Source organism: Paenibacillus sp. cl130, from assembly GCF_900116035.1.
Lineage (GTDB): Bacteria > Bacillota > Bacilli > Paenibacillales > Paenibacillaceae > Paenibacillus > Paenibacillus polymyxa_B.
In genome coordinates this window covers 43,032-67,134 of sequence record NZ_FOYG01000013.1, presented here as the reverse complement: position 1 = coordinate 67,134, position 24,103 = coordinate 43,032, and the positions used below count along the sequence as shown (strand labels likewise).

Here is a 24,103-nt window from a genome sequence, read left to right as displayed (position 1 = left end):
AGATGAACCTTTTGCAGGAAAGGGAATTAGAAACTGGTTTAAGAGCCAAGAAAATAAACGAATAAGTGACAAATAAACTGTTTGATAATACAGGAAGACGAATAAATCGCCTAACATCGCATTTCTACTGCGGGACGTTCGCCCCTTGGTCACCGGAGGTATCTCGAAGAAGAAGATTCAGGTGACACATTGATTTCCCTAAGATAAGAGCTATCTAAGGGAAGTCAACGTCAGGAATGCCCAAACGTTATATGCAACCTGAAAGACTGGGAAATCATAGGTGAAGAATAAGATAACGAAGCGCCGAGTTCCCTATCGACGTTTTTGGTTTAGGGTAAAAGTATTTGAAAAATCAAAGGAATTTACAGATCTAAGAACGATTAAAGCACGGGGCCAAGAGTTGAAATAGGAAGCACGGTGTCGCTTCCGATCAGACGAATGAAGAAAGGGAATTTGGAAAGCATTTCAAACCGAAGGGGATTTGAAAAAGATGGAGGAAGAGCTAAAAAATCATTGGTGAAAGACAGAAAGAAAGCATAGAATTGAAGAAGGGGAAGATCGAATAAGATTAAGAGGATTTGGAAGGACATAGGCATTATCTAACATAATATTCACGCTGCGGGCATAAGCCCTTAGTCTAGCATTCGCTAGACACTCGACATGTATCTACGCCTTTGGTCCGACAGACGCCGGACACTCAGCATGCGATAAGTTGTGAATACAGGAATGTTATAGGATATTATTTTCTCATCTGAAGGTTTTGTTTAACTTTATGAAAACAATTAAATGTTGATATTCAAAATAAATGAGTAATAAACTAGCTGGAGGCGAAGTAGATTATGGGCAGAAAAATTAGTGATCACGTTCAAAGAATGTTGTATGCCGAATCAATGGGGCGGTGTATGAACCCTGATTGTAAGGTTGAGTTGTTTAGAGATAATGGAGACATAATTGAGAAAGCGCATTTAACGCCCTTCTGCGATTCAGAAGATAACTCATTCGAAAATTTAGTAGTCCTGTGTCCAAATTGTCATACTGATTTTGACAAGAATTCTGCATTCACGAAAGTTCACGTGACAATGTGGAAACAGAATAGAAAAGAAGAATTTGATAGATTTTTTGGTGAAAAATTTAGTGCATTTGATGAACTCAGAAGTAGAGTGGCTCCATTACTGAAAGAAAATAAAGTAATTTTTGAAAACTACTATATTGGTGATAAAAAAGAACTTTGGAACGTGTTTGAAGGTAAGATTTTAGCAAATAATAATATGTTAAAGAAGTTGCTTGAGCAAAATCGAAATTTAATTCAAAGGCATAGCGATGAAAGTTACTCAAATTTAGCGATAATTGACACATTTCTTGTTCATATAGCCGAATTTGAATCAACTAGACCTACTGTTGAAAAACATAGACAGGTTCTGTTCCCAGAAGAGATAAACTCTTTGTTTGGAATAGAACCCGTCGATCAGTCACTATTACCCTCAGTTGAGTCGTTAGAAATATTGATAAATAAGCTACAAAGGCAAGGTGAATTCGTAGGGATAGTTTTAGGCACTGATAATCCATACATAGAGCTTCTCGAAGATGGTAATGTGGTTAAATTGTATTTAAATGATACACCTAGACTAAGACAATTCTATTTTGACTATGGTTGTTTTCGGGGAGCGAAAGTTCGATTGGACAGTTTAAACTTTGCTTATAAATTTATAAAAACTAGAGGTGTTATGTTTGAGTTTAATGATTACACTAATTTGAGAGAGGTTATAGTGAAAGGGAAAAAAATGATCTTCATTTATAATTACTGTCTCAGTAAAGTAGACCTAATGAAACTAACTCCATCTGAAAATAGCATTCTAGTAAATCTACACAATTGGAATGGTAAGGGATGTATATCGAGTGAAGCTTATGCTTTGGCTGACGAAATGGCTGTCACATTATTAACAATGGATAAATTTTATGTATACGTTAATAGACTTAAATAAGATTTATAAAATTTACTATAGTTTTGTTCAACATCAGTCCTTGTTTGATTCATTTTCAAATGTATACTTATTTGGCTCGATATTATCTTTGAATAAGATTCTAAACGATGTTGATATTTTATTAGTATACGATGAATTAACAAATAAGGTTTTATATGATTCTGAGGAAATAAGTTCTATTATGTATGAATATAGTGGAATTCAGATTGATATGACTATATTGAGCCAAAATGAATTCGAAGAAACGGATTTTTTGTGTAAGCTAAGAGGTAAATATTTGAAAATTAAATAAAGTGAAATATGCTTCGATTGTATGCATTTGTATATTAAACGAAACAAACATCCTATAACACGACAATTTACTACATTCCTTCCGATTCACAGCTGTTACGAAGCAAGTACTGCGCCACTTTTTTTGCTGTGGCATAAAAAGGAAGGAACGTCGGGAACTGCGGAAACGTTCTATGTAACCTGAAAAACTGGGAACCCATGAGGGAAAGAATAAGATTGCAAAGCGCCGAGTTCCCTATCGGCGTTTTTTGTTTAAGATTAAAAACATTTAAAAAATCAGAACGATTTACAGAGATAAGAACGATTAAGGCATGAAGTCCAGATTTGAAATAGGAAGCACGGAGTCGTTTCCGATCAGACGAATGAAGAAAGGGAGTTTGGAAAGCATTTTAAACCAAAGGAAATTTGAAAAAGATTGAGGAAGAGCTAAACAATCGAGGAAGAACTAAAAAATCATTGGAGAAAGACAGAAAGAAAGCATAGAATTAAAGAAGGAAAAGATCAAATAAGATTAAGAGAAATTGGAAGAGCACAGGCAGCATATAACATAATATTCACGCTGCGAGCATTCGCTTTTGGTCCGACATGCGTCGGACACTCAGCATACGCTGAGTCGTGAATACGGGAACGTTATCAGAAATCAGCGTGAAGTGGGTGAATAAATGAATAGAGGCATAAGTTTTGAAATTCCAAATTCTTATGGAAGCCATCTTGGAGAGATTTTAAAGCCAATAGATATAACTACTTTCAGTTGGTTTATTGGTGGAGAAGAGTCATATTTTATTGTTGATGATACTTTAGGGGGTAATCTCTTTCCAGACATGGTTACTGGAATGGATGGAGAAGATCTTAAAAAGATTATTGATTACAACAAGTACTACTTAATATTTGCGAATTTAAAGGCGTATCCAAAAGGAGCAAATATAATAGATGTAATGTCATATGAAGAATATATTGCGAGTGAGTGTCAGATTATTCTTCTTGTGATTGATAGTGTGTACATAACAGTTTACTGCAAAGACCTTGAAAAACTTGAGGACTTATATGATCACATAAAGAGAAAGGGATATAAATCTCTGGAATATATAACTGATGAAAATGATACAAGGACAAGACTATCAGTTTGGTGATTAAAAACAAAAAATGATTGTTGTAAGTAATTCAAGGAAGACGCTGAAATATGATAACATAATATTCAAGCTGCGGCTCTAATGGAGCCTTGGTCTGCGGTGAATTTCGGAGAGGCATTTCAGCAGACAACCCCGTTGGGGTTCATGAATATAGAAACGTTATGTGCAATTATTGAAAAGATCATGGAGGGGCAATGTATGAAAAAGAAAGAATATAAAGATAGATTAATTGAATTACTTAATGAAGGAATTGAAGAACTAACAACAGACCAAGTAATCCACAAAACGAAATTGTTGATTTTTGAATATGAGAAAAAACAAGCGTATAGTACAGAAAATAAGGGGAGATCTTGGACAGATGAAGAGTTAAGAGTAGTATTATCATTTGCCGCAACTAAAGAAAACATACTGAAGTTGGCCAAAGGATTTAAACGTAGCTACGGGAGTATTGAACAAATTTTTAGATGGGCTGTAACCACCGATGAAGAGATTATAAATAAGGGTAGAGAAGATGATAGTTTTATAAAACAGATTAGAAGATTGTATAAAGAGATGGGTTGGAAGGCGTAAAATAGAATGTAAATCATTGGAGTGATAACTACACATAACATAATATTCAAGCAGCGGCTCCTTTGGAGCCTGGGTCTGTGAGAAGGGTGTCGGAGAGGAATTTCAGCAGACACCCCCTAACGGGTTCATAAATACAAGAACGTTATAGGAAATACTTGATAAAAGGAGAAAGCAAAATGTTATAGAAATATCTGCGGATGAAAGGGTATTAAAGATAGATGTTTCATCGAAAATGGCTTATGAATCCAAAGGAACATTTTATGAGTTTCCACATTCAGAATTTAATGAAGAGTACCCACAAATTTATCATACAAACCTTTGTTGTAGTTTCAATGGAACAAATGGATATGGAATGTACATTGACGCAAGAGGTAGAAATCAATGAAAAGAAAAATATTCTTTTGAAGAAAATGAAGATCAAATAGTTGTTGCTAGATTAGAAATAACGGAACTCCCAAATGAATGGAAAGAAAAAATGGGAGATTCTTGGTTTTGTTGGCTTGATACATTAGACGATGATTATGCAGTAATTAGTAAAAGAGCTGATAGAATTGTAAATGAAGATATATATGGAGAAGCTTTCGAATACGGGAGTTTATATTCCATACTCGGACATTTACAAATTGCAATTGTATATTTGCAGAAAAATTAAAAGCTGGGTAAGCGGTTTACATGTCGCATTAGTCCGGCTGAAATGTCGCAAAAGTACATGGTAACGCGATGTGGAGATATATTATACTCGCCTTATATTTCGATAATGAAAATCATTATCATACATAAGGAGGATTCACCATGAATAAAGGAACAAAGAGGCAAGCTGCCGGAAGCATGGCACATGGTGACCATAAATCACGATTTTTAATGGGCTGGATGCTGGCCCTTGTTCTTGTACTGACGGCTTGCGGTGCCGGAGCAGGTACAAATGGCGGCAATGAGTCTGCTACAACTCCAACGGACACGCCTTCGAATGGAGCGTCTCAGACTGCCGGAGCCTTCCCGGTTACGATCTCGCATATGAAGGGTCAGTATACGCTTAACGAGAAACCAAAGAAAATTGCTGTGCTTGATGTCAAATTTCTGGATCAATTGCTAGCCGTTGGCGAGCAGCCGGCAGGCAGTGTTATCGCTGAAGGCAATAGCACATTTCCAGAATATTTAGGGGATAAGCCGGGTGACGTACGGGTTTTAGGTACACGGGACAAGCCCAACCTGGAAGCGATTGTAGCATTGGACCCGGATCTTATTTTAATGACTGATTTTCAAGAGAAAGAGTATGAGAATGTAAGCAAAATAGCACCCACAATCGTACTTGACTTCTACGAGGATTGGCGAGATACGTTAGCTACAGTGGCTGCGATCACAGGTAAGCAGGCAGAGGCAGAAACTGTGCGTAAGGCTTATGAGGACAAAATTGCAGGACTGAAGGAGAAGCTGTCGGAGAAGTTGGGAGAGGAAACGGTAGCACTTATTCGTCCGAGAAAAGAAGGCATTCGTGTTCATGGTCTTGAGCATCGAACAGGCGGCATTCTGTATGAGGATTTGGGCTTAAAAATGCCTGCATTAGTCCAGAAGATCAAAGATGATACCTCCGTTGAAATCTCGATGGAGAAAGTTCCTGAGATTGGAGCAGATCATTATTTTGTTCTGTCTGATGAGTTGTTTGCGGCAGAGGCAGAGGCTTTGGATAGCAGTTCAGTATGGAAATCCCTTGATGCAGTCAAAAATAACCGTGCATATGATGTTAATTCTACACTTTGGATCGCTTATTATGGCCCACTTGCAATTAATATTATTGTAGATCAGGCATCGGAAGCACTGTTGGGATCGAATTAAAATGGACCATTATCTATCGACTGACTTATGGCAGCAAACGGCGGATGAACACTCGATTCGGCTTGGTGAGCCGTCTGAAGATAATGTCCGTATTATTGCTTTGAGTCAACTACATGAAGAAGCTGCATGCCGAGAGTATTTAAGCTGGCTTCAAGAGTATATTGGTGCGCCTGACATGAGAGTAGCTGCTTCGATGTTAGCTAAGCGAATCGGCTACCTGTGGATTGCTCCGTTGCTGACCGCGATGACCGTTCATCATCAGCATGTTTCTTTTCGGCTAGACAACAGCTTTCTCTATCATCCGACGCTCACAGCTAACGAGGGGGGGACGCATTTTCCTTTTCTAGCTATGAACGGGCTTCGGGCAGAAGCACTAACTGGAGACAGGGAAGTGTGGCGGGAAAAGGTGGTAAAGGAGATGTTTGCGTTACACCTTACACCGCTGTTAAAGACGCTTGCTGCGATTGCTCCTCTTTCGATGAGTATCCTTTGGGAGAATATCATGATACGCATTGTCCCATTATATACTCCTGAAGTAGACAATGCTGAGCAAGGAAGTCAGCACATCCAGGCAGATTTTTCATATCTGACGCAAGGAGCGCCCGGGCATTTGTTCGGTGTAAAAAGAAATCCGTTCACCCGGTTCACAAAAAATAAGGACAGCATTCCAGCCGTGAAAAGCAAGCGTACCACCTGTTGTTTTTATTACCAGATGTCAGGGGAATATTGCAGAAAATGTCCGAAAATTGACAATGAGAATAAATCTCAATTAAAATGACAACAGCAACAATTTTACTTTGCTAACAGGCCTGGTTGTAGTTAATTGGTTAAGTCCAGTCATGAGAGTCACTCTAGCAAAGGATGCTATTGTCAGGAGATGAGAGAAATGCCGCTACAAGAACAGACAAGTCTATGGAGTGATACAACGATCAAGATGCTTGACGAGTATAGCGGTACTTTGCAGACAGGCAGTGTTCTTCGCGAAACGGAATTAACCTCGAATGTGTTGTTGCTGGCATACGGAGGGGAAGGAGAGCTTGCAATGAATGGTGAGGTTTGCCACATTGGAGCTTTTTTTGCTGGTCATGTTGTTAAGGGGACATCCTTAACGCTGACGGCCAGATCAGACGACATTTATTATATCGTGATCATGTACAAGGCTTCTTCTATGGAGGGAGCCTCTCTTGTTTTGCCTTCATATCGAAAACATCCGTTGCGCACTTCATTTGTGCAAAATTCGGTAACCCAAGCAGAATGGATCGAGAATGCAGAAAAAATCGTTGCCAAATGGCGTCGTGGCGAAGGGATGGAACGTTTTCATGCCAATGCGTTGCTTCAGGGTATGATCTACGAACTGATCATGGATTACGAACGTGGTCAGGGAGGAGAAGCGTCTGACATGGTGGATGTTGTCGCTTCATATATAGCGTCGCATTATCGCCAGAATCTGGAGCTTAAAGAGCTGGCAGCCCTTGCTGGATGCAGCTTAAGACAGCTGCAGCGACGATTTAAACAAGAGAAGCAGCTCGGACTGACTGAGTATGTCATTCAGTTGCGCATGGAGAGTGCATCGCGGATGCTGCGTCACACGGATGCTCCCATCGGTGAAATTGCTGACAGAATGGGCTATCGCGACATGTATTATTTCAGTAGGGCGTTTAAGAAATATTATGGCGTCCCTCCGCTGCGTTATAGGCTTGATGCCGCTTCGAAAACAGATATAGACTATGCTCATTCCTTGCAGCGGAACCGCACAGCTTCTTCATATGAGTCGGCCCAAGGCTCGGTGATATGCCATATGCGAGGGGAATACTATGTTATCGGATCTCCGAAGCGTATCGCTGTACTCGATGTGCAATATGCCGATCATTTGCTTGCGCTGGGGCTCTCTCCAGCAGGTAGTGTAGGACTAGGCAATGCAGTGTTACATTTCCCTCAAACGATCAGGGCAGGACTTCAGAATACTGAATTACTCGGAACATATGAGTACCCCGACCTGCTTGCAGTGGAACGACTGTCTCCGGATCTAATTATTTGCACCGAGGTACATGAGTCGCACTATGAACAGTTAAGCCGGATCGCTCCAGTTCTCATGTTTAAGCGCAATGAAAACTGGCAGACTATTCTGACTCTGTTCGGTGAACTGACAGGCAAACGAGAAGAGGCAAAGCGTATTATAGCGGATTATCACCGACGAACCACATTGCTGTCCGAAGAACTTGCTCCCGTTCTGGCAGGCAAGAGCGTGGCACTGATCCGTCCGCTGGATTCTCTGGTTCGCGTGCATTCTGCCTCTCATCGTACAGGGGCTGTGCTGTACCATGATCTAGGTCTGCCTGTTCCGTTATTTGTGGCAGATACCTCCGACACGGCCTATCACATCTCAGTTGACAGACTACCAGCTGTACATGCTAGCCATTACTTCTTGCTTAGCCATGAACTCATGCAGGAGGGAATATCCGCGACAGAGCAACGTGTCTGGGGAATGCTTGATACCGTTGAGCGCCAGCACATACACTCGGTCGATGCCGCGACATGGATCGGCTGTTATGGACCCACAGGCATCAATGGCATTGTGGATCAGATCGCTCAGGCTTTGTTGGCTTGATGGGAGAAGAAGTTGCTACTTGTGCTCATAGAGATTTTAACAGGAACTAAAGACAGTTCATCTTTGCCTTATGTCATAGAGGGAAAGTTGAACTGTTTTTTTATGGCCAATCCATCAGATAACATCATATCCACGCATCGGAGCCTGGCGGTTCCTCGGTCCGGCAAAGAGGATTGCCAGGGAGTGGGGGCAGGCGGACACATACGCACGGCGGCCGCTCATTTCGTTCGCATAAGTCAGAGGAACATCGTGAACACAGAAACGTTATATGCTAGAAATGATGGACAACAAATAGAATAAAAGAAAAATGTAAGAAAATAGATGAGAACACTTGTTTGTAGACGTGAACACAGGTAAAATATAGATACAATTGACTCTTGGGTGGGTATGGTTTTCCTTCGAAAAGTGAGACCATGGAAGTAAAAGATGCGGTGACTCTAATGTTACTATTTTGGACATCTATTCTTGCATTTTTAACATGCATCAATAACAACAAGAGAAGGTAAAAAATCACCTAAAGGTTAAGAGCCGAAGGTGGGTTTTTATTACCTGAGACTTAGAAGGGAATAAACCCTCCAAGCCAATTGTACTGACTAGATGTTGACCATACTTGGTCTTTCATTAAGGGTGTACTAACAGATGAAAAAAAATGAATCAAAGAAAAAATTAGATAAGTGAAGTGAAAAGCAAGTTAGTAAGCAAACTCATAGGTGAAATACCATGCAACAATTTTTGAAAATCTATTAAAACAAAAACCAGAAAATGAGGGATATGCCCAATGACATTACAGGACCTATTTAATGAAAAACCAACTCAATTGTGGTACAAAAGAATGGTTGAATACGGAGATGACCTTTTTACGGAAGAGAGATTATTAATGTCTAATAAAGTCCTGGATAACTATCTAAACCAATTAATATTATTACAAGAAACTAAACATCCTGAAAGTATTATGAAGGCTGTAGAAGAAATTGTAATTACGTTTAATGAATTGAATGAAAAGAACGACTATTTTATTGAAACGATGGAGCGTGAAGAATTGGCTGAATTTATAGACAAGGCAGCAAGACTAGCTGGATTAGAAATTGAGGAAGATCAAGATATTACAGAAGAATGGAGAGAATGGTGATGGTGAATTAAACAGGATTTCTAAGTAGATTCAATGAATTCATGGTACCTTTGTATAACATCACATCCAAGCATCGTCGCATTCGCTCCTCGGTTCGGCAGAAGTTGAGAAGCCATGAAGTAGAATCAGCCGAACATATCCGGCATACGCCGGACGTCTTGAATTCAGAAACGTTACGTGAAATCAGCTAGGTATAAAAGATTATATTTAGGAGCAAGTACTATGGAGCGAATTTACAAGCATATCAAGGAATACACAGATCAGGAAACAAAAGATATTTTAACTCGTCAAGAAGTAGAAGAACTTATATATTTACCACTTTCAGTTGGAATGTATCATCACAATTGGAAGTTTGCTCAAGATATATGTCTTAAATCAGCGCAACATGATAATCCAAATGTAAGAGCGAATTCTGTATTGGGATTAGCACATATAGCAAGAACTAAAAAACAGTTAGATAAAAGACTAGTAAAACCAATCATTTTGAAAGAATTAAAAAATAATATAGAACATAAAGGAATAATATTAGATGCTATAAGTGATATAAATTTATTCATGAAGTGGGAACTAGCAAGGAAGCATAATTATTAGTTGGCTCGAAGAAGAATTGACCTCATATAACATCGCATCTACGCTGCGGGCGTTGCCCTTGATTCACTAGAAGTGGAAAGCAGAGAAGCCGGGATCAACTCACAACCCTGCGAAGCTAAGTCCGTTGGAACCGGCACTTTGCGCCTTAAGCCTCTCGGATTCGTAGATACAAGAAGGTTATGTGAAAGGGAAGCAAAAATTAGTTTTTAAAACAGCTAAAAAAATCCAAAAGGGGGGAATAGCACAATGAAGTTTAGTCATAATAAATTATCCTGTGACACCGAGATTTATTACAAAGATAAGGACATAATAGTTAGATATTTCGATAGCTCCAAAGAACAAGAAGAAGATGACATAATAAATTTAGTTATAGTTGACCCTGGGTATGGCTATCTTTGTTTGAAATATAAAGGAGATGCAGCACTCTTAAGTGGATTTCTAGATGAAGATGTTTTCTCATCAGATGACTATATAGATGCAGCAATTAGTTTTATTGAAGTCTTAAGTCCAAATTCAAAGTATGTTTATACCCCATATCATATTACACTCTTTAAACAAACCGGTTTTATTGAATACAATGGAGAATACTAAAATAGACTGTAGAAAATTCGAAGAAGACATCCCCATCATATAACATAATATTCAAGTTGCGTCTCCTTCGGAGCCTAGGTCTGCGAGTTGGGTTTCATGCATACAGGAATGTTATTAGAAAGACTATGAGGAGGGAAAAAATGAAGCTATTTCATGGAGAACAAGTCTTAATTAAAGAAAACAATCTCTTACAGCCACAAATACATACTCCTCTTGGAATAATTGAATTTTCACTCACAGTCTCTGATCACTTCTATCATCCAGAACAAAGTTATAAACTCAAAAATGGTGGGTCATTATATAAATATTATTATGATTCATTTGATTGTGAGCTAGTTGTCTGTAGACCCAAGCTCAATCTCGCTTTACATCTGACAGTAGAAGAATGTTGGGGAGCAGTATTTAGAATAAAGCCTCATGCGAACACTCAAATAAGTACGTGCAGCTTTTCTGCTTCTTGGAAGGAGGGTTACAGTTGGACAGATTATGGATCTAATACTGGGGAAGATCTTGAAGCTGTCGAATACGAGAATCAGGTATACCGTTTACACTTGGGGACACAAGACGGGGATATGTTAATGGCAAGAAGAAATCAAGGAGATATGATTCCTAAATCGCTATGTTTAAACTTGACTTTGAAAAGCACGGTTTTATCCTAAGTTCTGATAAAGGCATTAAAATTCCTATGATACTAATTGATTCTAATGAGATATGTCAAGTACATTTTTTAGTTGCTTGGAATAAGAATATCAAAGAGGATGTTTCAACGTGGTTGGCTGTGGACCAGTTCTCAAATAAAATATTAAAGGGAGAAGAAATTTTGTAAATATCCTCAAAGTTGTCATAGTCCATCTGATAACATAGTGTCACACATCGGCATACGCCCTCGGCCCGGCAGAAGGATTTCGGAAAAGGAGATCACTGTAGGACACCTGAGCATTCGCTGGGATCGTGAATGTAGAATCGTTAGATGAAAGCCCCCGAATAAATAAAACCATCTAAAAAGGATGAAAAGAAAAAGTGATAAAATCTATTAGTATTGATGAATGGATTGGGACCACATTCAATGAAGAAATAGTTATGAATCCTACGTGGGCAGACACTTTAAGTTTTTTGAAAAAACTCGATGGAGATAAATTTACATTAGTTTTTTTTGAGGTATCAGATACAGATTCAGCATTGGTTGGAGGCGGACCGGAATATTTTATAGTGTCTATTACAATTGATGGTAATATATATACTCTTATGAACGATAAACAGGGAAACGGTGAAATTCATCTGGTTGCTGGTGGCCAGTTAGGCAATTATTGCGATAACATTTGTATAGAATTAATTCCTATGCTTGAAGTAATAAAGTATTTTTATGAAACTGGAAAACTACTCGAAACACATAAATGGAAACGAGAATAATAATTACTTAACTCGAAAAAAGTCAACGTTATCTAACATAGCATTCAACTCATCTGGCCGGGACAAGCCCGACCCTTAGCCCGGAAGATGCATTTCGGAAGGGCGGATTCACCGGAAACATTCAACCGGCTAAGTGGCAGAGCCACCCAGACTACGTACCTTATCCATTGACGAAAGTAGATTTTAGAAGTGAATCCGTCATATAACGTTAAATTCAAGCAGTGGCTCCTAACGGAGCCTTGGTCTGTTAAAGGATCTCAAAGGGGCGTGAAGATATTGAATTACATAAAAGAATTAAGAGAGTTAGTAGGTACCCGACCTATAATTATGGCAGGAGCATGTGTGATTCTCATAGATGATGAGGGACGATTATTATTGCAGCAAAGAACTGACAATGGTCTATGGGGATTACCAGGAGGTTCAATGGAGCCTGGTGAGAATATGAAGGAGGTTGCAAGCCGGGAACTTTTTGAAGAGGTAGGCTTAGAAGCCGAAGAGTTAGAATTACTTGATATATTTTCAGGCCCGGAACTCTACTATCGATATCCGCATGGAGATGAAGTATATAACGTAGTTGCAGCTTATATATGTAAAGAATACAGTGGAATAATTAAAGGTGATGAAGCTGAAGTACAAGATATACGATTTTTTGATTTAAACAAGATACCCAACCAAATAAGTCCTCCCGACCTACCGATAATAACAAGATTTTTAAATGAAGTAAGATCATGAAAACATTTTTTTAGTAAATTGAGAATGTCCCCGACATCACCTAACAAAGGGCTGTTTGAACTGCGGGAATATTGTGAAATCAACATAATTATTTAAGAGGTAAACATGGGTGTGACCGCTTGGCGTGTATTCTTGCTTCACGAGCAAGTTGCAATAAAAATGAACATGAAGTAGACGGAACTGAGTGTTTACTTCATGTTCGCCTAAATTTTTGAGAATTGAATTACAGATGGATCAATGGATCTTTGGAGGTTCGGAATTCATCGTATCGTTAAGCTGGGTCACAAAAACATTTTCGTTCGGACCAGGGTTATTTCGAAATATTTTCGCTTCTTCCACTAGAACTTCGTCTGTATCCGTGCCAAGTATCTTTATTGTTGCATCAATGAATGAAGTAAGTGGCATCGCCCGTGGTTCATCGTTGTTGCTTTGAACCCATGGGGGCACAATTTCTATTACTTTTACCGATGTGTCTTTAAGCATGTACCTTTGGGACAGCGTATAGGTATGAAGTGCTGCTTTCGTCGCGGAGTATACAGCAGTTGTTGCTAATGGTACATATCCGAGTATTGAAGTCGTGTTGATGACAACCGCTTCTTCTTTGGACTTCAAATGCTCGATGAATGCAGAAGTCAACCGAATGGGACCTAGCAAGTTTGTAGTGACAGTCGAAATTAAAACATCTTCATCGATCACGCCCGCCGCGTCATCGGACTGTATGATGCCAGCGTTGTTAATCAAGACATTAACATCCGGGTATTCTCGATTAACTGCTTGGCGGCCGCCTCTATGCGGGCAGGATCTTGTACATTCAATTCCACTGCGGACATGCCGGGATTCGCTTTGATCGTCTCCTCCAGACGCTCTTTACGTCGACCGGAGATAATAACTTTGTTTCCAAGATTGTGGAGAGCTTCTGCTAACGCACGTCCAATTCCCGAACCGCCGCCTGTAATAAAAATCGTGTTTCCTGTAAGTTTCAATTTTTAAACCCTCCTAATTCATTGTAAATTAAATTATCCAAAGATTGTAAAACAATAGCTTTCATAAGTATGGCTCCTCTAAAATTGAACATATGTTGAATCATCAACATAAATTTTATAAAGTGAATGTATCAGAGCGGTATATGGGGTTCAATGGTTAAAACAAGCGTGGTTGTTGATTTTTCAACAGAGGACTTCGAAATGTTCATTTTTTCGGATGGTGCAAAGGGGAGAAGGATATGGACAGGCGTATTCAAAAATCGAGGCAAGCCATTATTGATGCTTTTATGAGGCTGATGTCAGAAAAGGAATCCGAGAGAATTACGATCAATCAAATTGCGGAGGAAGCGAATGTCAATCGCGGAACGGTTTATTTGCATTTCGCTGACAAGTACGATCTGCGTGATCAATGCATGGAAGCTCAAATTAACGAGTTACTACGCAATTTTATGTCTGAAGATAACTTCTTTCATCTCCCTTCCAAAACCGCATTACTGCGTACGTTTGAATATTTGGAGCAGCATGCTTCATTCTATTCTAGAATGCTGACGAACAAGGGAAGTACGATTTTTCGGAACCAAATGGAGACAATGTTTTGGCAAAGTCTGAGCGAGCATCTGGATTCGATCAACCTCGATCAGGAAATGAACAGGGACATTACGGTGCAATTTTTAATTTCAGCGGCAGTGGGGGTATTGGAATGGTGGATTACCCATTCGATGCCATATCCGGCATCGGTCATGGTTGAACAATTTTGGAATTTGCTGAACCGTGGTGTCGAGGGACACGAACGAACATCGTCCATTTGAGTCTCTAATTTAGAGGCTTTATACACAAACGTTATCAGAAATTCTTGAATTACTAAAACATAATAATAAGATTTCAAAAGTACTAAAAACTATAGTATAAAGAACACGAAAGATCTGGAGGTCATTTTATGGATATACTCTTTGCCAATTGGAATTAATATAATTCGAAAAGATGCATATGAACTAATAATCAAACTACAAAATGGAAAAAGACCATATAAGAAAATTCGCTGATAAAAAAATTTGCCCATTGATTTTGAATGCATAGTGAAGAAGTTCGGTAACTTCTGATAACATAATATTCAAGCATAAGAATCCTCACGGAGCCTTAGCCTGTTGGGATGGAGTTCGAGGAGGCATTTCAGCAGACAACCCCGGAAAAAATAAAAAGACAATGGAGGTATGTTTGGTGCTGACATTAGAAAAAGCTAGAAAAAATGATGCACAAAAACTTGCTGAAATACAAAAGGCCAGTTTTGAGGATGAATCAAAGCATTTTAAGAATAACGAAACCGTTGGGCCAATAGGATATGACTCCATAAGTTGGCAAGAAGAGATGATGCAAAATTGCGAATATTTCAAGGTACTCTTTAATGGAGAAATAATCGGGGGTGCTATGATATTTGTAGAATGTAATCAAGTGCATAATCTAGGAAGAATCTTTATTGATCCAAATTTTAAAAATCAAGGAATCGGAACGAAGGTGATGGAGAAAATTGAAAGTAAATTTCCAGACAGCACTGAATGGTGGCTGGATACTCCTAGCTGGAGTGTGAAGAATCATCACTTCTATTCAAAGTGTGGGTTTACTAAGGTTAGAGAAGAAGGTGACTTATACATTTTTAAAAAGACTTTATAAACTTATGTAATGTACAAACGTTATGAGACATCAGTGCTGAGTGTTACCAAGAAGCTATTCAATGAAAAGAGTGAAAGGGAGGATTTACAATGCAGATTGATTTTGCGATTGAATCAGATTATGAGTATATCGCGTTAAGAGACAAGCACATACATAAGACACTTATAAGACCAAAAATAAAAGAAAATGAAATTCTAATAATTAGAGAATCCAATCAAGAAATAGGTTGGATGAGATACGGATTTTTTTGGGACAACACACCATTTATGAATATGATATGGATAGATGAGGAGTATAGAGGAACAGGTATTGGTAAAAAGGTTGTCCAGTATTGGGAAGAATTAATGAAACAAAAAGGATTTGAAATGGTCATGACCTCAACGCAGTCGAATGAAGGAGCTCAACATTTTTATAGAAAGCTTGGATATAGAGATGCTGGATGTTTAATGCTTGAGAACGAACCTCTGGAAATAATACTGACAAAGGAGTTGAACAAAAATTAACGTTGAGGAAATCAATGAAGGAAGTGACATTTAAAATATAATATTCAAGCTGCGTTCACAATGGAGCCTAGGTCTGGGAGTTGAAATTCGAAGAGGATTTCAGCAGACAACCCCTTTGGGGTTCATGAATACAGAAACGTTATGCGAAACCTTTGAGAATCTAGAAATGAGGTAACTTCAATGATGCAATACAGAATCCGACCAATAATAGAAGATGATGTGTTTTTTTTATGGGAGATGTTATATGAATCATTATTTGTCCCAGAAGGTCAAGAGCCATTCGATAAAGCGATAATAAAAGACCCTTATATATCAAAGTATATTGAAGGTTGGGGAAGAGAGGGGGATTTTGGATTTATAGCAATGAACCATGAGGGTGAACCCGTCGGATCAATAACAGTTCGATATTTTAACGAGGATAATAAGGGATTTGGATTTATTGATAATGATGTACCCGAACTAGGAATGGCTTTGTTAAAAGAATACAGGGGAAGAAAAATCGGAATGGCCTTAATGGATGAATTATTTAAAGAAGCTAGGAAGAGGAATATAAAAAAATTATCCCTCAGTGTTGATCCGAGCAATGCAGCCGCAATGAAACTCTACGAGAGATTCGGATTTAAAGAAGTTGGGAAAGTTGATTCATCAATCACGATGGTTGTCGATTTGAGAAGTTAAAATACAGTAGTAATAAGACTATTTTAAGGAACTCAAAAGAAATCAAGGGTATCGCCTAACATCATATCCAAGCAGCGGCTCCTTACGGATTCTGAGTGCACCCAAACAATCTAAAACTCGGGAGTCAAGGGTTGAAAAATGTATGTAGAAAAATTCTCAATGGAGAGGGATTAAATGATCGTTAAAAGTAATTCAGGCAAAGGCTAAATAAACGTATCAGAGGCGATAATTATGATAGATTTAGAGTCAGAAAGATTACTTATAAGAAATTTTCGATCTGATGATTGGAATGACCTACATGATTACTTATCAATAGAAGAAGTATTGAAGTATGAACCTGGGGAAGTTTGTAATGAGGAAGATTGTAAGCAGATGACATTGGAACGATCGCAAAGCAATATTTTTATGGCAGTTGTATTAAGAGAAAACAATAAAATGATAGGACACATTTATTTTAATCAAACCGTACCGTTTGAGTTTTTAACATGGGAAATAGGATACATATTCAACCCAAGATACTATGGAAATGGATATGCTACTGAGGCAAGTAGAAGAGTATTGCAATATGGATTTGAAGAGTTAAAGGCTCATCGGATTATTGCAATGTGTAATCCAGAAAACGCCTGATCGTGGAGATTATTGGAGCGCTTGTTGATGCGAAAAGAAGGTCACCATATCAAGAAAGCATTTTTCCATAAAACGGAAGAAGGACAACCCATTTGGCATAATGCATATCAATATGCGATTTTGGCAGATGAATGGCAAAGGAGCAATGAATAATTTGAAAAAAGGAGCGTGATACCATGAATGAGAAGTCACGGTTACTAGAGGAGTTCAAAGAATGGATCAGTTTTGTTTCTGAGATTCGTGAAATGGATTGGCAAATAACGATTGCTGAAGGTAAATGGTCAGTTCAGGATATCGTAAGTCATATACTACTGTGGGATAAATACTTTTTTGAAGCAGCAATAAGTCCCATATTAAACAATACACCTTTGACATTAACACATATGGATTTTGAACAATTTAATCAGGATGCTATTGAATATGGAAAAACAAAAACGAAAGAAGAATTAATTAAATTGACTATTCAGTACCGTAACATGATATTGGAGAGTATAGAAAGTTTTGAAGACGACAAGTTTACTAAAGAATATGCTGACGGGAAGTTTACTGTAATATCATATTTAAGAGATTTTATCTGGCATGATCAACATCATATCAGACAGATTGATGAGCTTAAAAGAAGAGCTATGTGAGTATATAGGCGGGTGAATCATATGGGGGATTATTGGAACAAAAGATTTACTGAAGAAGGGATGATTTGGGGTTGTGAACCAAGTCAAACTGTAACCCAAGCTATAGATTTGTTCAAAAAGAATAATGTACATGATATTTTGGTTCCTGGTGCTGGATATGGAAGAAATACAAAGGCGTTCTCTTCTTATTTTCAGGTTGATGGAATTGAGATATCTAGTTCAGCTATAAATCTAGCAAAAGAATGGGACTTAAAAACGAATTTTATTCAAGAATCGGTATTAGAGTTTAGTACATGCCAAAGATATGATGGAATATATTGTTATGATTTATTGCATTTATTTTTGTTAGAAGACCGAAAAAAACTGATACAGAATTGCGTGAAGCATTTGAAGGAATTGGGAGTAATGTATTTCACATGTTTTTCTAATTGTGATTTTAATAATGGTGTGGGTAGGGAAATTGAAGAAGGAACATACGAATACAAGAAGGGTAAATATGCTCACTTCTTTACTGAAGAAGATTTAAAAGGACATTTTAATGATTTGAATATATTAGAAACGGGTTCCATAAGAGAGACTCTAATATATGCAGAAAAACAACAGAAAAAATATGAATTAAGATATATATTTGTTCAAAAGATTGGATAGCTATTCTAAGAAGCAAGCAACTTCTTCTACATCGTTTTATTGCTTCACTCAGCTCAAGTTGATTTTTTGTGTACTTTTGAACAAAGCAAATACACTGCCGTAAGCCTAATCGCTAGGACAGTGTATTTGTATTTAGAACCTGTATATCCGTTGAAAACTTTTTATTCCTCCCCGGTCGCCACCGGATTCTCCTCATAGCTGATCCAGTCGCTCCAGCTTCCCGGATATAAACGGACCTTACTAAATCCAGCTTCATTCAAGGCGAGTACGTTGGGACAGGCGGATACGCCAGAACCGCAATACACGATAATTTCTGCGTTTGGATCAAGGTCGGCAAAGTGCTGCTGCAATTGTTCCGCATTTTTAAAGCTGCCTTTTTCGTCCAATACTTCTTTCCAAAAGTAATTCACCGCACCGGGGATATGCCCCGCAGCTTGATCTATGGGCTCTTCCAGTCCCAGGTAGCGCGGCCGCTCTCTGGAGTCGATCAGTATAGGTGAAAAACCGATATAGGAGCCAACAGGAGCAGAATCTTCGGATATATGTTGTACTTCTTTCATACTTGTGAGCATTTGCGGCTGTACATTCGGTGTGAATGTACTTGGAATGCGAATTGGCTGGTCTGACGTAACGGGGAACTTCGCTTCTTTCCAAGCGCTGTAGCCCTCTTCCAGCACATATACCTGCTCATGCCCGAGATAGCGCAGAAGCCACCAGAAGCGGGAGGCCATCATACCCCCTTGGTCATCATAAGCGACGATGCGTGAAGATGCGTTGATTCCGGCACGACTCAGACGTGCGGCAAGTGTATCCGCATCAGGTAATGGATGGCGACCACCATGCTCACCAAGAGGAGCAGTAAGGTCTTCTTCCAAATCGAAGTGAACCGCCCCTGGAATATGGTCTTCATTAAATTGAGTCCGTCCAGCCCCAGCTTGTCCGAGCAGGGAACGGCAGTCAGCAATGATCATGTCCGGCTCATACAATCGGGCCAGCAGCCAGCGTTTGGATACGATGGATTTCATAGAGGATTCCGCCTTCCTTTATTTAACAGTAAATTTAATCCATTGAGTATAGCTTATAAAAATGGGGTAAATAAGTTATGAGCTGGCCTTCAGGGGATGCTCAGTGTCGGGCAACTCACTTTGGTGGATGACTTTCTTTTTAAAATCCGCTCCGTATCGGATAAAAATCCATACCCCGAACAGGATGAAAAAGCCTGCACCAAATTGTAAAGTAGACAGCCTTTCCCCGAGCAGCACCCAAGCTAGCAGGGAAGAAATAACGGGTTCGCCGAGTACCGCCATCGACACCGCGGTGGCGTTAATGTATTTGAGTAGCCAGTTAAACAGGTAATGTCCGAACAGCGTAGGCACAATGGCAAGCAGCAGGAACAGTCCCCATTCCCGTGGAGCGTATCCGGTAAAAGGAATGGCATTGACCACATTATACAGCGCAAGTGAGGTGGCTGCGATGGCGAAAACCCAAAAATTATACACAAACGCGCTCAAATGCTCGCGCAGATGCTTGCCCATCAGCATATGGATGGACACGGCTACCATACCCAAGAAGGACAGTGCGTCCCCGAGCAGGGCTTGTCCCGAGACATGGAAGTCTCCAGCTCCGATGGCCAGTGAGCCGATAAAAGCCATACCCATTCCGATGAGCATAGCGCGATTCGTGCCCGTCCGGAAAAACAAAAAAGAACCGAGCATGACAAGGATCGGCTCCAATGTCATAATAACGGTAGAGCTTGCAACGGTGGTCAGTCGCAGTGAGCCCATCCAGAGCAAGAAATGCAGCCCCAGCGCAATGCCGGACCAGAGGATCAGCATCCACTGCTTGCGGGTCAGGCTAAACAGCTCAGTGCGGTATTTCCAGACTAAGGGCAGCATGATCAGATTGGTTAGGTACAAACGGTACATAGCGATGACGGACACCTCGGCTTCAGACCATCTTACGAAGATCGAGGAGAACGAAATAGCGATAATACCTACGATGTACAAAAATTCAAAGGAAAACGACGGTTTGTGTGCTTGATTCATGTGGCAGCTCCATCCGTATGGCAGAAAGTAAATACGTCTATGTTCCTTCCATCGGTATCTCAAAAAATAGGTTTAATACAGCTCATTATACCGTACCTGACATTCCCGTGGTATTAGGATTTTGCAAAATCCTGAGAATATTATAAACGGGAGCAGGAGGTAGGATTTTAAGTGAGATGCTGCGTAGAACTTTTGCTGCACAAGCTCGTCTATCATAGTGGAGGTGGATTTTATGAAAAAACAAAACACATTTTCAATCATACTACTGACTGTAGTCGCAGTGCTGGCTCTGTCAGCCTGTGGAACGAAACCGCAAACCAATAACAACGCACCTCAAGGGGCAGACCAACCGCAAACGCAACAGCAGCCGCAAGTTAAACCGGAGCCAATCGCTGAGCCGGAGGTTAAAAAAGGCACAGGTGTATACAATGGAGCTGCTGACCCGCATACGGTAGAGATTGAAACCAATGGCGAAGCCCAATCCTTCCAATTGGGGGAGGGACTGGACACGGTAATAGCTGGACTTAAAGAAGGCGATACAGTAGCTTTTGAATACAACGAAAAAACAGTAGAGGGCGACGCGACGGCGAAGCAACTGACTTTAACGAAAATACAAAAAACAGAGGCTGCAACAGATAGCAGTCAAAACGGAAGTTCCAGTCAAGCAGTAGGTGGGGAACGCTCGAAAACTCAAGCTTTTGAGCTTACCCTTGAAGGAAAAAAGGAAAAGCAGACAGCAACATTGGCAAAAGGAGAGGGATATTCACTGTATGTGTTTGATCCGATGTCCCTGTTTCCCGATCAAAACCGTGTTGCCTTGGCTGTAGATGATAACTATTATGCTGAAATTACAAAGCTGCCCTCCGATTTTAATCTGGATGAACTTCAAAAAGAAGGCGAAAAGGATCTAGCTTCCATCGGCAAGGTGCAAAAGCTGGACAAAACAGCCGTACCTGAAGCGTTATCCAGTAGCCGTCTGTTCTTACAAGCGAGCAGTTCGAAGATGACGCAGCAATATATTGTTGTAGAAAATAAAACAGGCGGTTTCATCGTGAAAGTGAACATTCCACAAGGTGAACCTGCTGAAGGATTCGAATCCTTCATTTATACATCGCTGGAGAGCCTGCAAGCTAATAAATAACCCTACTTTGGTGTGGGATGGTCGGCGGCTTACAATTATGAATTTAAGGCAGTTTTGCCGCTGAAAATAGTTATTTTAAGGGCTAGGTTAGAGCTATAAGGGTCTAATCTATAATTGCGAGACCTGCACTTTTGTGCTATAAAGGATGAGAGAATAAGATCATTCCGGCTTGCGAAGTCGTATGAAGCGATGAAGGAGTTGTTAGATTTACTATGTCCATCGAAATGAATACACAAGAAGTCATCAACGTGATTAAAAACAGCAAGAAAAAGACGCCTGTTAAAGTATATGTAAAAGGAGCTTTGGCTTCCGCATCTTTTGGCGAGAATGTTCAAGCTTTTATTTCTGGAGACAGTGGTGTTGTATTTGGGGATTGGGCTGATATCAAGCCTGTACTGGATAGCGCAAACGCGAAAGAAGAAGACTACGTGGTGGAAAATGACCGCCGTAACTCTGCTGTTCCTATGCTCGATCTGAAAGGCATCAATGCCCGCATTGAGCCAGGCGCATATATTCGTGACATGGTTGGCATCGGTAACAATGCAGTCATCATGATGGGTGCAGTGATTAACATCGGTGTCACCATTGGTGAAGGCACGATGATTGATATGAATGCTGTGCTGGGCGGTCGTGTTAAAGTAGGTAACATGTGTCACATCGGTGCAGGCGTTGTCCTGGCGGGTGTCATTGAACCACCATCTGCACAGCCAGTTGTAGTAGAAGACGATGTATTGATCGGTGCGAATTCGGTTGTATTGGAAGGCGTGCGAATTGGTAAAGGTGCAGTTGTTGCAGCCGGAGCTGTCGTAACTGAAGATGTACCTGAATACTCCGTAGTGGCGGGTACACCTGCACGTGTGATCAAACAGGTCGACGATAAGACCAAATCTAAAACTGAGATTTTGAAAGAACTGCGCGTTCTGTAAGAAGGCAAAAGTTTTTTATGTACCAAAGGTGAACGATTCCTTGTCAGAAGCATGATGCACTGACAGCATAACTTAGGGACGAAGCACAACGGACAAGGCTCGGCGGCTGCGCCGGGCTTTTGTCCTTTTGTTCTTTTGCCAGATAAGAGCTGATGAGCTATAAAGAGGAGGCGTAGCGGTAATGAGTACGGTCGACTATCGTTCTTTTGTCCAAATACGAAGAGATTTACACCAAATTCCCGAGCCGGGTTTTGAGGAATACAAAACACAACAATATTTGCTGGATTATTTGGAAACGCTCCCTCAGGAGCGGTTGGAAATTCGTACATGGCGTACGGGCGTGTTGGTGTTCATTCATGGAACAGCTCCTGAACGCCGCTATGGATATCGTTGTGATATGGATGGTTTGCCGATTGAAGAAGAGACAGGTTACGATTTCCGTTCGACTCATCCCGGCTATATGCATGCTTGTGGACACGATTTACATATGACGATTGGATTGGGAATTGTTACTCACTTTGCAAGCCATCCGATTAAGGATGACCTGGTTGTGTTGTTTCAACCGGCTGAGGAAGGGCCGGGCGGAGCCTTGCCTATGCGGGACAGCACGGAGCTGGCAGACTGGATACCCGATGAAATTGTCGCGCTGCACGTTGCACCTGAATATCCTGTCGGTACAATTGCGACTCGCCCGGGCATCCTATTTGCCAATACGTCGGAGCTTTTCATCGACCTGAAGGGTATGGGCGGGCATGCTGCGTATCCACACAAGGCGAATGATATGGTAGTAGCTGCTTGCCAACTGGTGGGACAATTACAGACGGTTGTAGCCCGTAATGTGAATCCACTCGATGCAGCGGTCATTACCGTGGGTAAGGTTAGCGGAGGCACGAAGCAAAATATTATAGCGGAAACCGCCCGTTTGGAGGGTACGATTCGAACGTTGTCAGCCGATACAATGATGCTGGTTAAATCACGGATTGAAGCGCTGGTACGCGGTGTTGAAGCTGGATTTGAATGCCATGCAGAGATTCACTATGGCTCAAACTATTTGCAAGTGTACAATGAAGCTCAGGTGACCGAGGAATTTATGAACTGGGTCAGTAACCGGCAGGATGTGCAGCTTATTGAATGCGGAGAAGCGATGACCGGAGAAGACTTCGGGTATTTTCTGGAGCGAATTCCCGGTCTAATGTTCTGGCTTGGTGTTGATACGCCTTATGGTTTGCATCATGCGAAGCTGGAGCCTGCGGAGGAAGCGATTGGTGTAGCCATTCGTGTGCTGACAGACTATTTTACATGGAAGTCACAAGGGTAAATGATACGCCCTGAATAATTATGTTTAATGAGAAGAATGAAATGGAATGAAGTCGAATTTTTGAAGG

25 protein-coding genes and 1 pseudogene are annotated in these 24,103 nt (G+C 40.3%); 23 read left to right on the top strand and 3 right to left on the bottom strand.

All coding sequences use genetic code 11. The features are described 5' to 3' along the window. Window positions 1–839 precede the first annotated feature (839 nt). The 13 genes from BM358_RS24965 (at window position 840) to BM358_RS24890 (ending at window position 12,867) form a co-directional block, all read left to right on the top strand. Window positions 840–1,982 (top strand): HNH endonuclease signature motif containing protein, encoded by a 1,143-nt coding sequence (locus BM358_RS24965; protein ID WP_028542566.1) that lies wholly within the window; start codon window positions 840–842, stop codon window positions 1,980–1,982. A gap of 953 nt (window positions 1,983–2,935) precedes the next feature. Then, window positions 2,936–3,403: a DUF2691 family protein gene (locus BM358_RS24955; protein WP_028542564.1), complete on the top strand. Its 468-nt coding sequence runs from the start codon at window positions 2,936–2,938 to the stop codon at window positions 3,401–3,403. A gap of 198 nt (window positions 3,404–3,601) precedes the next feature. Further along, window positions 3,602–3,973, top strand: coding sequence for a hypothetical protein (locus tag BM358_RS24950; RefSeq protein ID WP_028542563.1), 372 nt, complete (start codon window positions 3,602–3,604; stop codon window positions 3,971–3,973). 475 nt (window positions 3,974–4,448) lie between these two features. Further along, the gene (locus tag BM358_RS26610) at window positions 4,449–4,625 is read left to right on the top strand and encodes a hypothetical protein (protein WP_155990473.1); all 177 of its coding nucleotides are present in this window, start codon (window positions 4,449–4,451) and stop codon (window positions 4,623–4,625) included. A gap of 140 nt (window positions 4,626–4,765) precedes the next feature. Next, the gene (locus BM358_RS24940) at window positions 4,766–5,806 is read left to right on the top strand and encodes an ABC transporter substrate-binding protein (protein ID WP_028542562.1); all 1,041 of its coding nucleotides are present in this window, start codon (window positions 4,766–4,768) and stop codon (window positions 5,804–5,806) included. Between the two features lies 1 nt (window position 5,807). Beyond that, entirely contained in the window at window positions 5,808–6,584 is a 777-nt protein-coding gene (locus tag BM358_RS24935; protein WP_028542561.1) for a (2Fe-2S)-binding protein, read from the top strand. A 108-nt stretch (window positions 6,585–6,692) separates the two neighbouring features. After that, window positions 6,693–8,414: a helix-turn-helix domain-containing protein gene (locus BM358_RS24930; protein ID WP_028542560.1), complete on the top strand. Its 1,722-nt coding sequence runs from the start codon at window positions 6,693–6,695 to the stop codon at window positions 8,412–8,414. Window positions 8,415–9,192: 778 nt separating this feature from the next. After that, window positions 9,193–9,543 (top strand): hypothetical protein, encoded by a 351-nt coding sequence (locus BM358_RS24920; protein ID WP_028542558.1) that lies wholly within the window; start codon window positions 9,193–9,195, stop codon window positions 9,541–9,543. A gap of 222 nt (window positions 9,544–9,765) precedes the next feature. Continuing rightward, a complete protein-coding gene (locus tag BM358_RS24915) occupies window positions 9,766–10,134 on the top strand; it encodes a hypothetical protein (protein WP_028542557.1) in 369 nt (122 codons plus the stop codon). Window positions 10,135–10,380: 246 nt separating this feature from the next. Then, the gene (locus BM358_RS24910; RefSeq protein WP_028542556.1) at window positions 10,381–10,725 is read left to right on the top strand and encodes a hypothetical protein; all 345 of its coding nucleotides are present in this window, start codon (window positions 10,381–10,383) and stop codon (window positions 10,723–10,725) included. Window positions 10,726–10,865: 140 nt separating this feature from the next. After that, on the top strand, window positions 10,866–11,384 hold the full coding sequence (locus BM358_RS24905) for a hypothetical protein (RefSeq protein WP_028542555.1): 519 nt from the start codon (window positions 10,866–10,868) through the stop codon (window positions 11,382–11,384). A gap of 361 nt (window positions 11,385–11,745) precedes the next feature. Further along, on the top strand, window positions 11,746–12,135 hold the full coding sequence (locus BM358_RS24895) for a hypothetical protein (RefSeq protein ID WP_049828487.1): 390 nt from the start codon (window positions 11,746–11,748) through the stop codon (window positions 12,133–12,135). A gap of 276 nt (window positions 12,136–12,411) precedes the next feature. Next, window positions 12,412–12,867 carry an NUDIX hydrolase gene (locus BM358_RS24890; protein ID WP_028542553.1) on the top strand — a complete coding sequence of 152 codons (456 nt, stop codon included), beginning with the start codon at window positions 12,412–12,414 and terminating at the stop codon, window positions 12,865–12,867. A gap of 234 nt (window positions 12,868–13,101) precedes the next feature. Here BM358_RS24890 and BM358_RS24885 read toward each other — a convergent pair. Continuing rightward, a pseudogene (locus BM358_RS24885) lies at window positions 13,102–13,850 on the bottom strand (SDR family oxidoreductase). A gap of 239 nt (window positions 13,851–14,089) precedes the next feature. On the opposite strand from BM358_RS24885, the gene BM358_RS24880 reads away from it, so the two are divergent. The 7 genes from BM358_RS24880 to BM358_RS24850 all read left to right on the top strand — a co-directional run bounded on the left by BM358_RS24880 (window position 14,090) and on the right by BM358_RS24850 (window position 18,606). After that, a complete protein-coding gene (locus BM358_RS24880; protein WP_028542552.1) occupies window positions 14,090–14,659 on the top strand; it encodes a TetR/AcrR family transcriptional regulator in 570 nt (189 codons plus the stop codon). Between the two features lie 409 nt (window positions 14,660–15,068). Next, a complete protein-coding gene (locus tag BM358_RS24875) occupies window positions 15,069–15,518 on the top strand; it encodes a GNAT family N-acetyltransferase (protein WP_028542551.1) in 450 nt (149 codons plus the stop codon). 89 nt (window positions 15,519–15,607) lie between these two features. After that, the gene (locus BM358_RS24870) at window positions 15,608–16,021 is read left to right on the top strand and encodes a GNAT family N-acetyltransferase (RefSeq protein WP_028542550.1); all 414 of its coding nucleotides are present in this window, start codon (window positions 15,608–15,610) and stop codon (window positions 16,019–16,021) included. 180 nt (window positions 16,022–16,201) lie between these two features. Then, window positions 16,202–16,699: a GNAT family N-acetyltransferase gene (locus tag BM358_RS24865; protein ID WP_028542549.1), complete on the top strand. Its 498-nt coding sequence runs from the start codon at window positions 16,202–16,204 to the stop codon at window positions 16,697–16,699. 231 nt (window positions 16,700–16,930) lie between these two features. Then, on the top strand, window positions 16,931–17,326 hold the full coding sequence (locus tag BM358_RS24860) for a GNAT family N-acetyltransferase (protein ID WP_197032089.1): 396 nt from the start codon (window positions 16,931–16,933) through the stop codon (window positions 17,324–17,326). A gap of 176 nt (window positions 17,327–17,502) precedes the next feature. Continuing rightward, on the top strand, window positions 17,503–17,958 hold the full coding sequence (locus BM358_RS24855) for a DinB family protein (RefSeq protein ID WP_028542548.1): 456 nt from the start codon (window positions 17,503–17,505) through the stop codon (window positions 17,956–17,958). Between the two features lie 21 nt (window positions 17,959–17,979). Then, window positions 17,980–18,606, top strand: coding sequence for a class I SAM-dependent methyltransferase (locus tag BM358_RS24850; RefSeq protein ID WP_028542547.1), 627 nt, complete (start codon window positions 17,980–17,982; stop codon window positions 18,604–18,606). A 161-nt stretch (window positions 18,607–18,767) separates the two neighbouring features. Here the strand turns inward: BM358_RS24850 and BM358_RS24845 are convergent, their stop codons facing one another. Continuing rightward, window positions 18,768–19,631 carry a sulfurtransferase gene (locus BM358_RS24845; RefSeq protein WP_028542546.1) on the bottom strand — a complete coding sequence of 288 codons (864 nt, stop codon included), beginning with the start codon at window positions 19,629–19,631 and terminating at the stop codon, window positions 18,768–18,770. A gap of 75 nt (window positions 19,632–19,706) precedes the next feature. Next, window positions 19,707–20,651, bottom strand: coding sequence for a DMT family transporter (locus BM358_RS24840; RefSeq protein WP_028542545.1), 945 nt, complete (start codon window positions 20,649–20,651; stop codon window positions 19,707–19,709). A 232-nt stretch (window positions 20,652–20,883) separates the two neighbouring features. On the opposite strand from BM358_RS24840, the gene BM358_RS24835 reads away from it, so the two are divergent. The 3 genes from BM358_RS24835 to BM358_RS24825 all read left to right on the top strand — a co-directional run bounded on the left by BM358_RS24835 (window position 20,884) and on the right by BM358_RS24825 (window position 24,036). Continuing rightward, window positions 20,884–21,792, top strand: coding sequence for a hypothetical protein (locus BM358_RS24835; protein WP_028542544.1), 909 nt, complete (start codon window positions 20,884–20,886; stop codon window positions 21,790–21,792). A gap of 212 nt (window positions 21,793–22,004) precedes the next feature. After that, a complete protein-coding gene (dapD, locus tag BM358_RS24830; protein ID WP_013311259.1) occupies window positions 22,005–22,718 on the top strand; it encodes a 2,3,4,5-tetrahydropyridine-2,6-dicarboxylate N-acetyltransferase in 714 nt (237 codons plus the stop codon). Window positions 22,719–22,899: 181 nt separating this feature from the next. Further along, on the top strand, window positions 22,900–24,036 hold the full coding sequence (locus BM358_RS24825) for an N-acetyldiaminopimelate deacetylase (protein ID WP_028542543.1): 1,137 nt from the start codon (window positions 22,900–22,902) through the stop codon (window positions 24,034–24,036). Window positions 24,037–24,103: the final 67 nt, after the last annotated feature.

What these genes read in the sequence shown, in the direction of transcription:
- BM358_RS24935 (WP_028542561.1), top strand. Translation starts at nt 5,808, where the DNA reads ATGGACCATTATCTATCGACTGACTTATGGCAGCAAACGGCGGATGAA.
- BM358_RS24835 (WP_028542544.1), top strand. Translation starts at nt 20,884, where the DNA reads ATGAAAAAACAAAACACATTTTCAATCATACTACTGACTGTAGTCGCA.
- BM358_RS24965 (WP_028542566.1), top strand. Translation starts at nt 840, where the DNA reads ATGGGCAGAAAAATTAGTGATCACGTTCAAAGAATGTTGTATGCCGAA.
- BM358_RS24915 (WP_028542557.1), top strand. Translation starts at nt 9,766, where the DNA reads ATGGAGCGAATTTACAAGCATATCAAGGAATACACAGATCAGGAAACA.
- BM358_RS24920 (WP_028542558.1), top strand. Translation starts at nt 9,193, where the DNA reads ATGACATTACAGGACCTATTTAATGAAAAACCAACTCAATTGTGGTAC.
- BM358_RS24840 (WP_028542545.1), bottom strand. Translation starts at nt 20,651, where the DNA reads ATGAATCAAGCACACAAACCGTCGTTTTCCTTTGAATTTTTGTACATC.
- BM358_RS24940 (WP_028542562.1), top strand. Translation starts at nt 4,766, where the DNA reads ATGAATAAAGGAACAAAGAGGCAAGCTGCCGGAAGCATGGCACATGGT.
- BM358_RS24930 (WP_028542560.1), top strand. Translation starts at nt 6,693, where the DNA reads ATGCCGCTACAAGAACAGACAAGTCTATGGAGTGATACAACGATCAAG.
- BM358_RS24910 (WP_028542556.1), top strand. Translation starts at nt 10,381, where the DNA reads ATGAAGTTTAGTCATAATAAATTATCCTGTGACACCGAGATTTATTAC.
- BM358_RS24905 (WP_028542555.1), top strand. Translation starts at nt 10,866, where the DNA reads ATGAAGCTATTTCATGGAGAACAAGTCTTAATTAAAGAAAACAATCTC.
- dapD (WP_013311259.1), top strand. Translation starts at nt 22,005, where the DNA reads ATGTCCATCGAAATGAATACACAAGAAGTCATCAACGTGATTAAAAAC.
- BM358_RS24880 (WP_028542552.1), top strand. Translation starts at nt 14,090, where the DNA reads ATGGACAGGCGTATTCAAAAATCGAGGCAAGCCATTATTGATGCTTTT.
- BM358_RS24860 (WP_197032089.1), top strand. Translation starts at nt 16,931, where the DNA reads ATGATAGATTTAGAGTCAGAAAGATTACTTATAAGAAATTTTCGATCT.
- BM358_RS24850 (WP_028542547.1), top strand. Translation starts at nt 17,980, where the DNA reads ATGGGGGATTATTGGAACAAAAGATTTACTGAAGAAGGGATGATTTGG.
- BM358_RS24855 (WP_028542548.1), top strand. Translation starts at nt 17,503, where the DNA reads ATGAATGAGAAGTCACGGTTACTAGAGGAGTTCAAAGAATGGATCAGT.
- BM358_RS24845 (WP_028542546.1), bottom strand. Translation starts at nt 19,631, where the DNA reads ATGAAATCCATCGTATCCAAACGCTGGCTGCTGGCCCGATTGTATGAG.
- BM358_RS24950 (WP_028542563.1), top strand. Translation starts at nt 3,602, where the DNA reads ATGAAAAAGAAAGAATATAAAGATAGATTAATTGAATTACTTAATGAA.
- BM358_RS24865 (WP_028542549.1), top strand. Translation starts at nt 16,202, where the DNA reads ATGATGCAATACAGAATCCGACCAATAATAGAAGATGATGTGTTTTTT.
- BM358_RS24870 (WP_028542550.1), top strand. Translation starts at nt 15,608, where the DNA reads ATGCAGATTGATTTTGCGATTGAATCAGATTATGAGTATATCGCGTTA.
- BM358_RS26610 (WP_155990473.1), top strand. Translation starts at nt 4,449, where the DNA reads ATGGGAGATTCTTGGTTTTGTTGGCTTGATACATTAGACGATGATTAT.
- BM358_RS24825 (WP_028542543.1), top strand. Translation starts at nt 22,900, where the DNA reads ATGAGTACGGTCGACTATCGTTCTTTTGTCCAAATACGAAGAGATTTA.
- BM358_RS24955 (WP_028542564.1), top strand. Translation starts at nt 2,936, where the DNA reads ATGAATAGAGGCATAAGTTTTGAAATTCCAAATTCTTATGGAAGCCAT.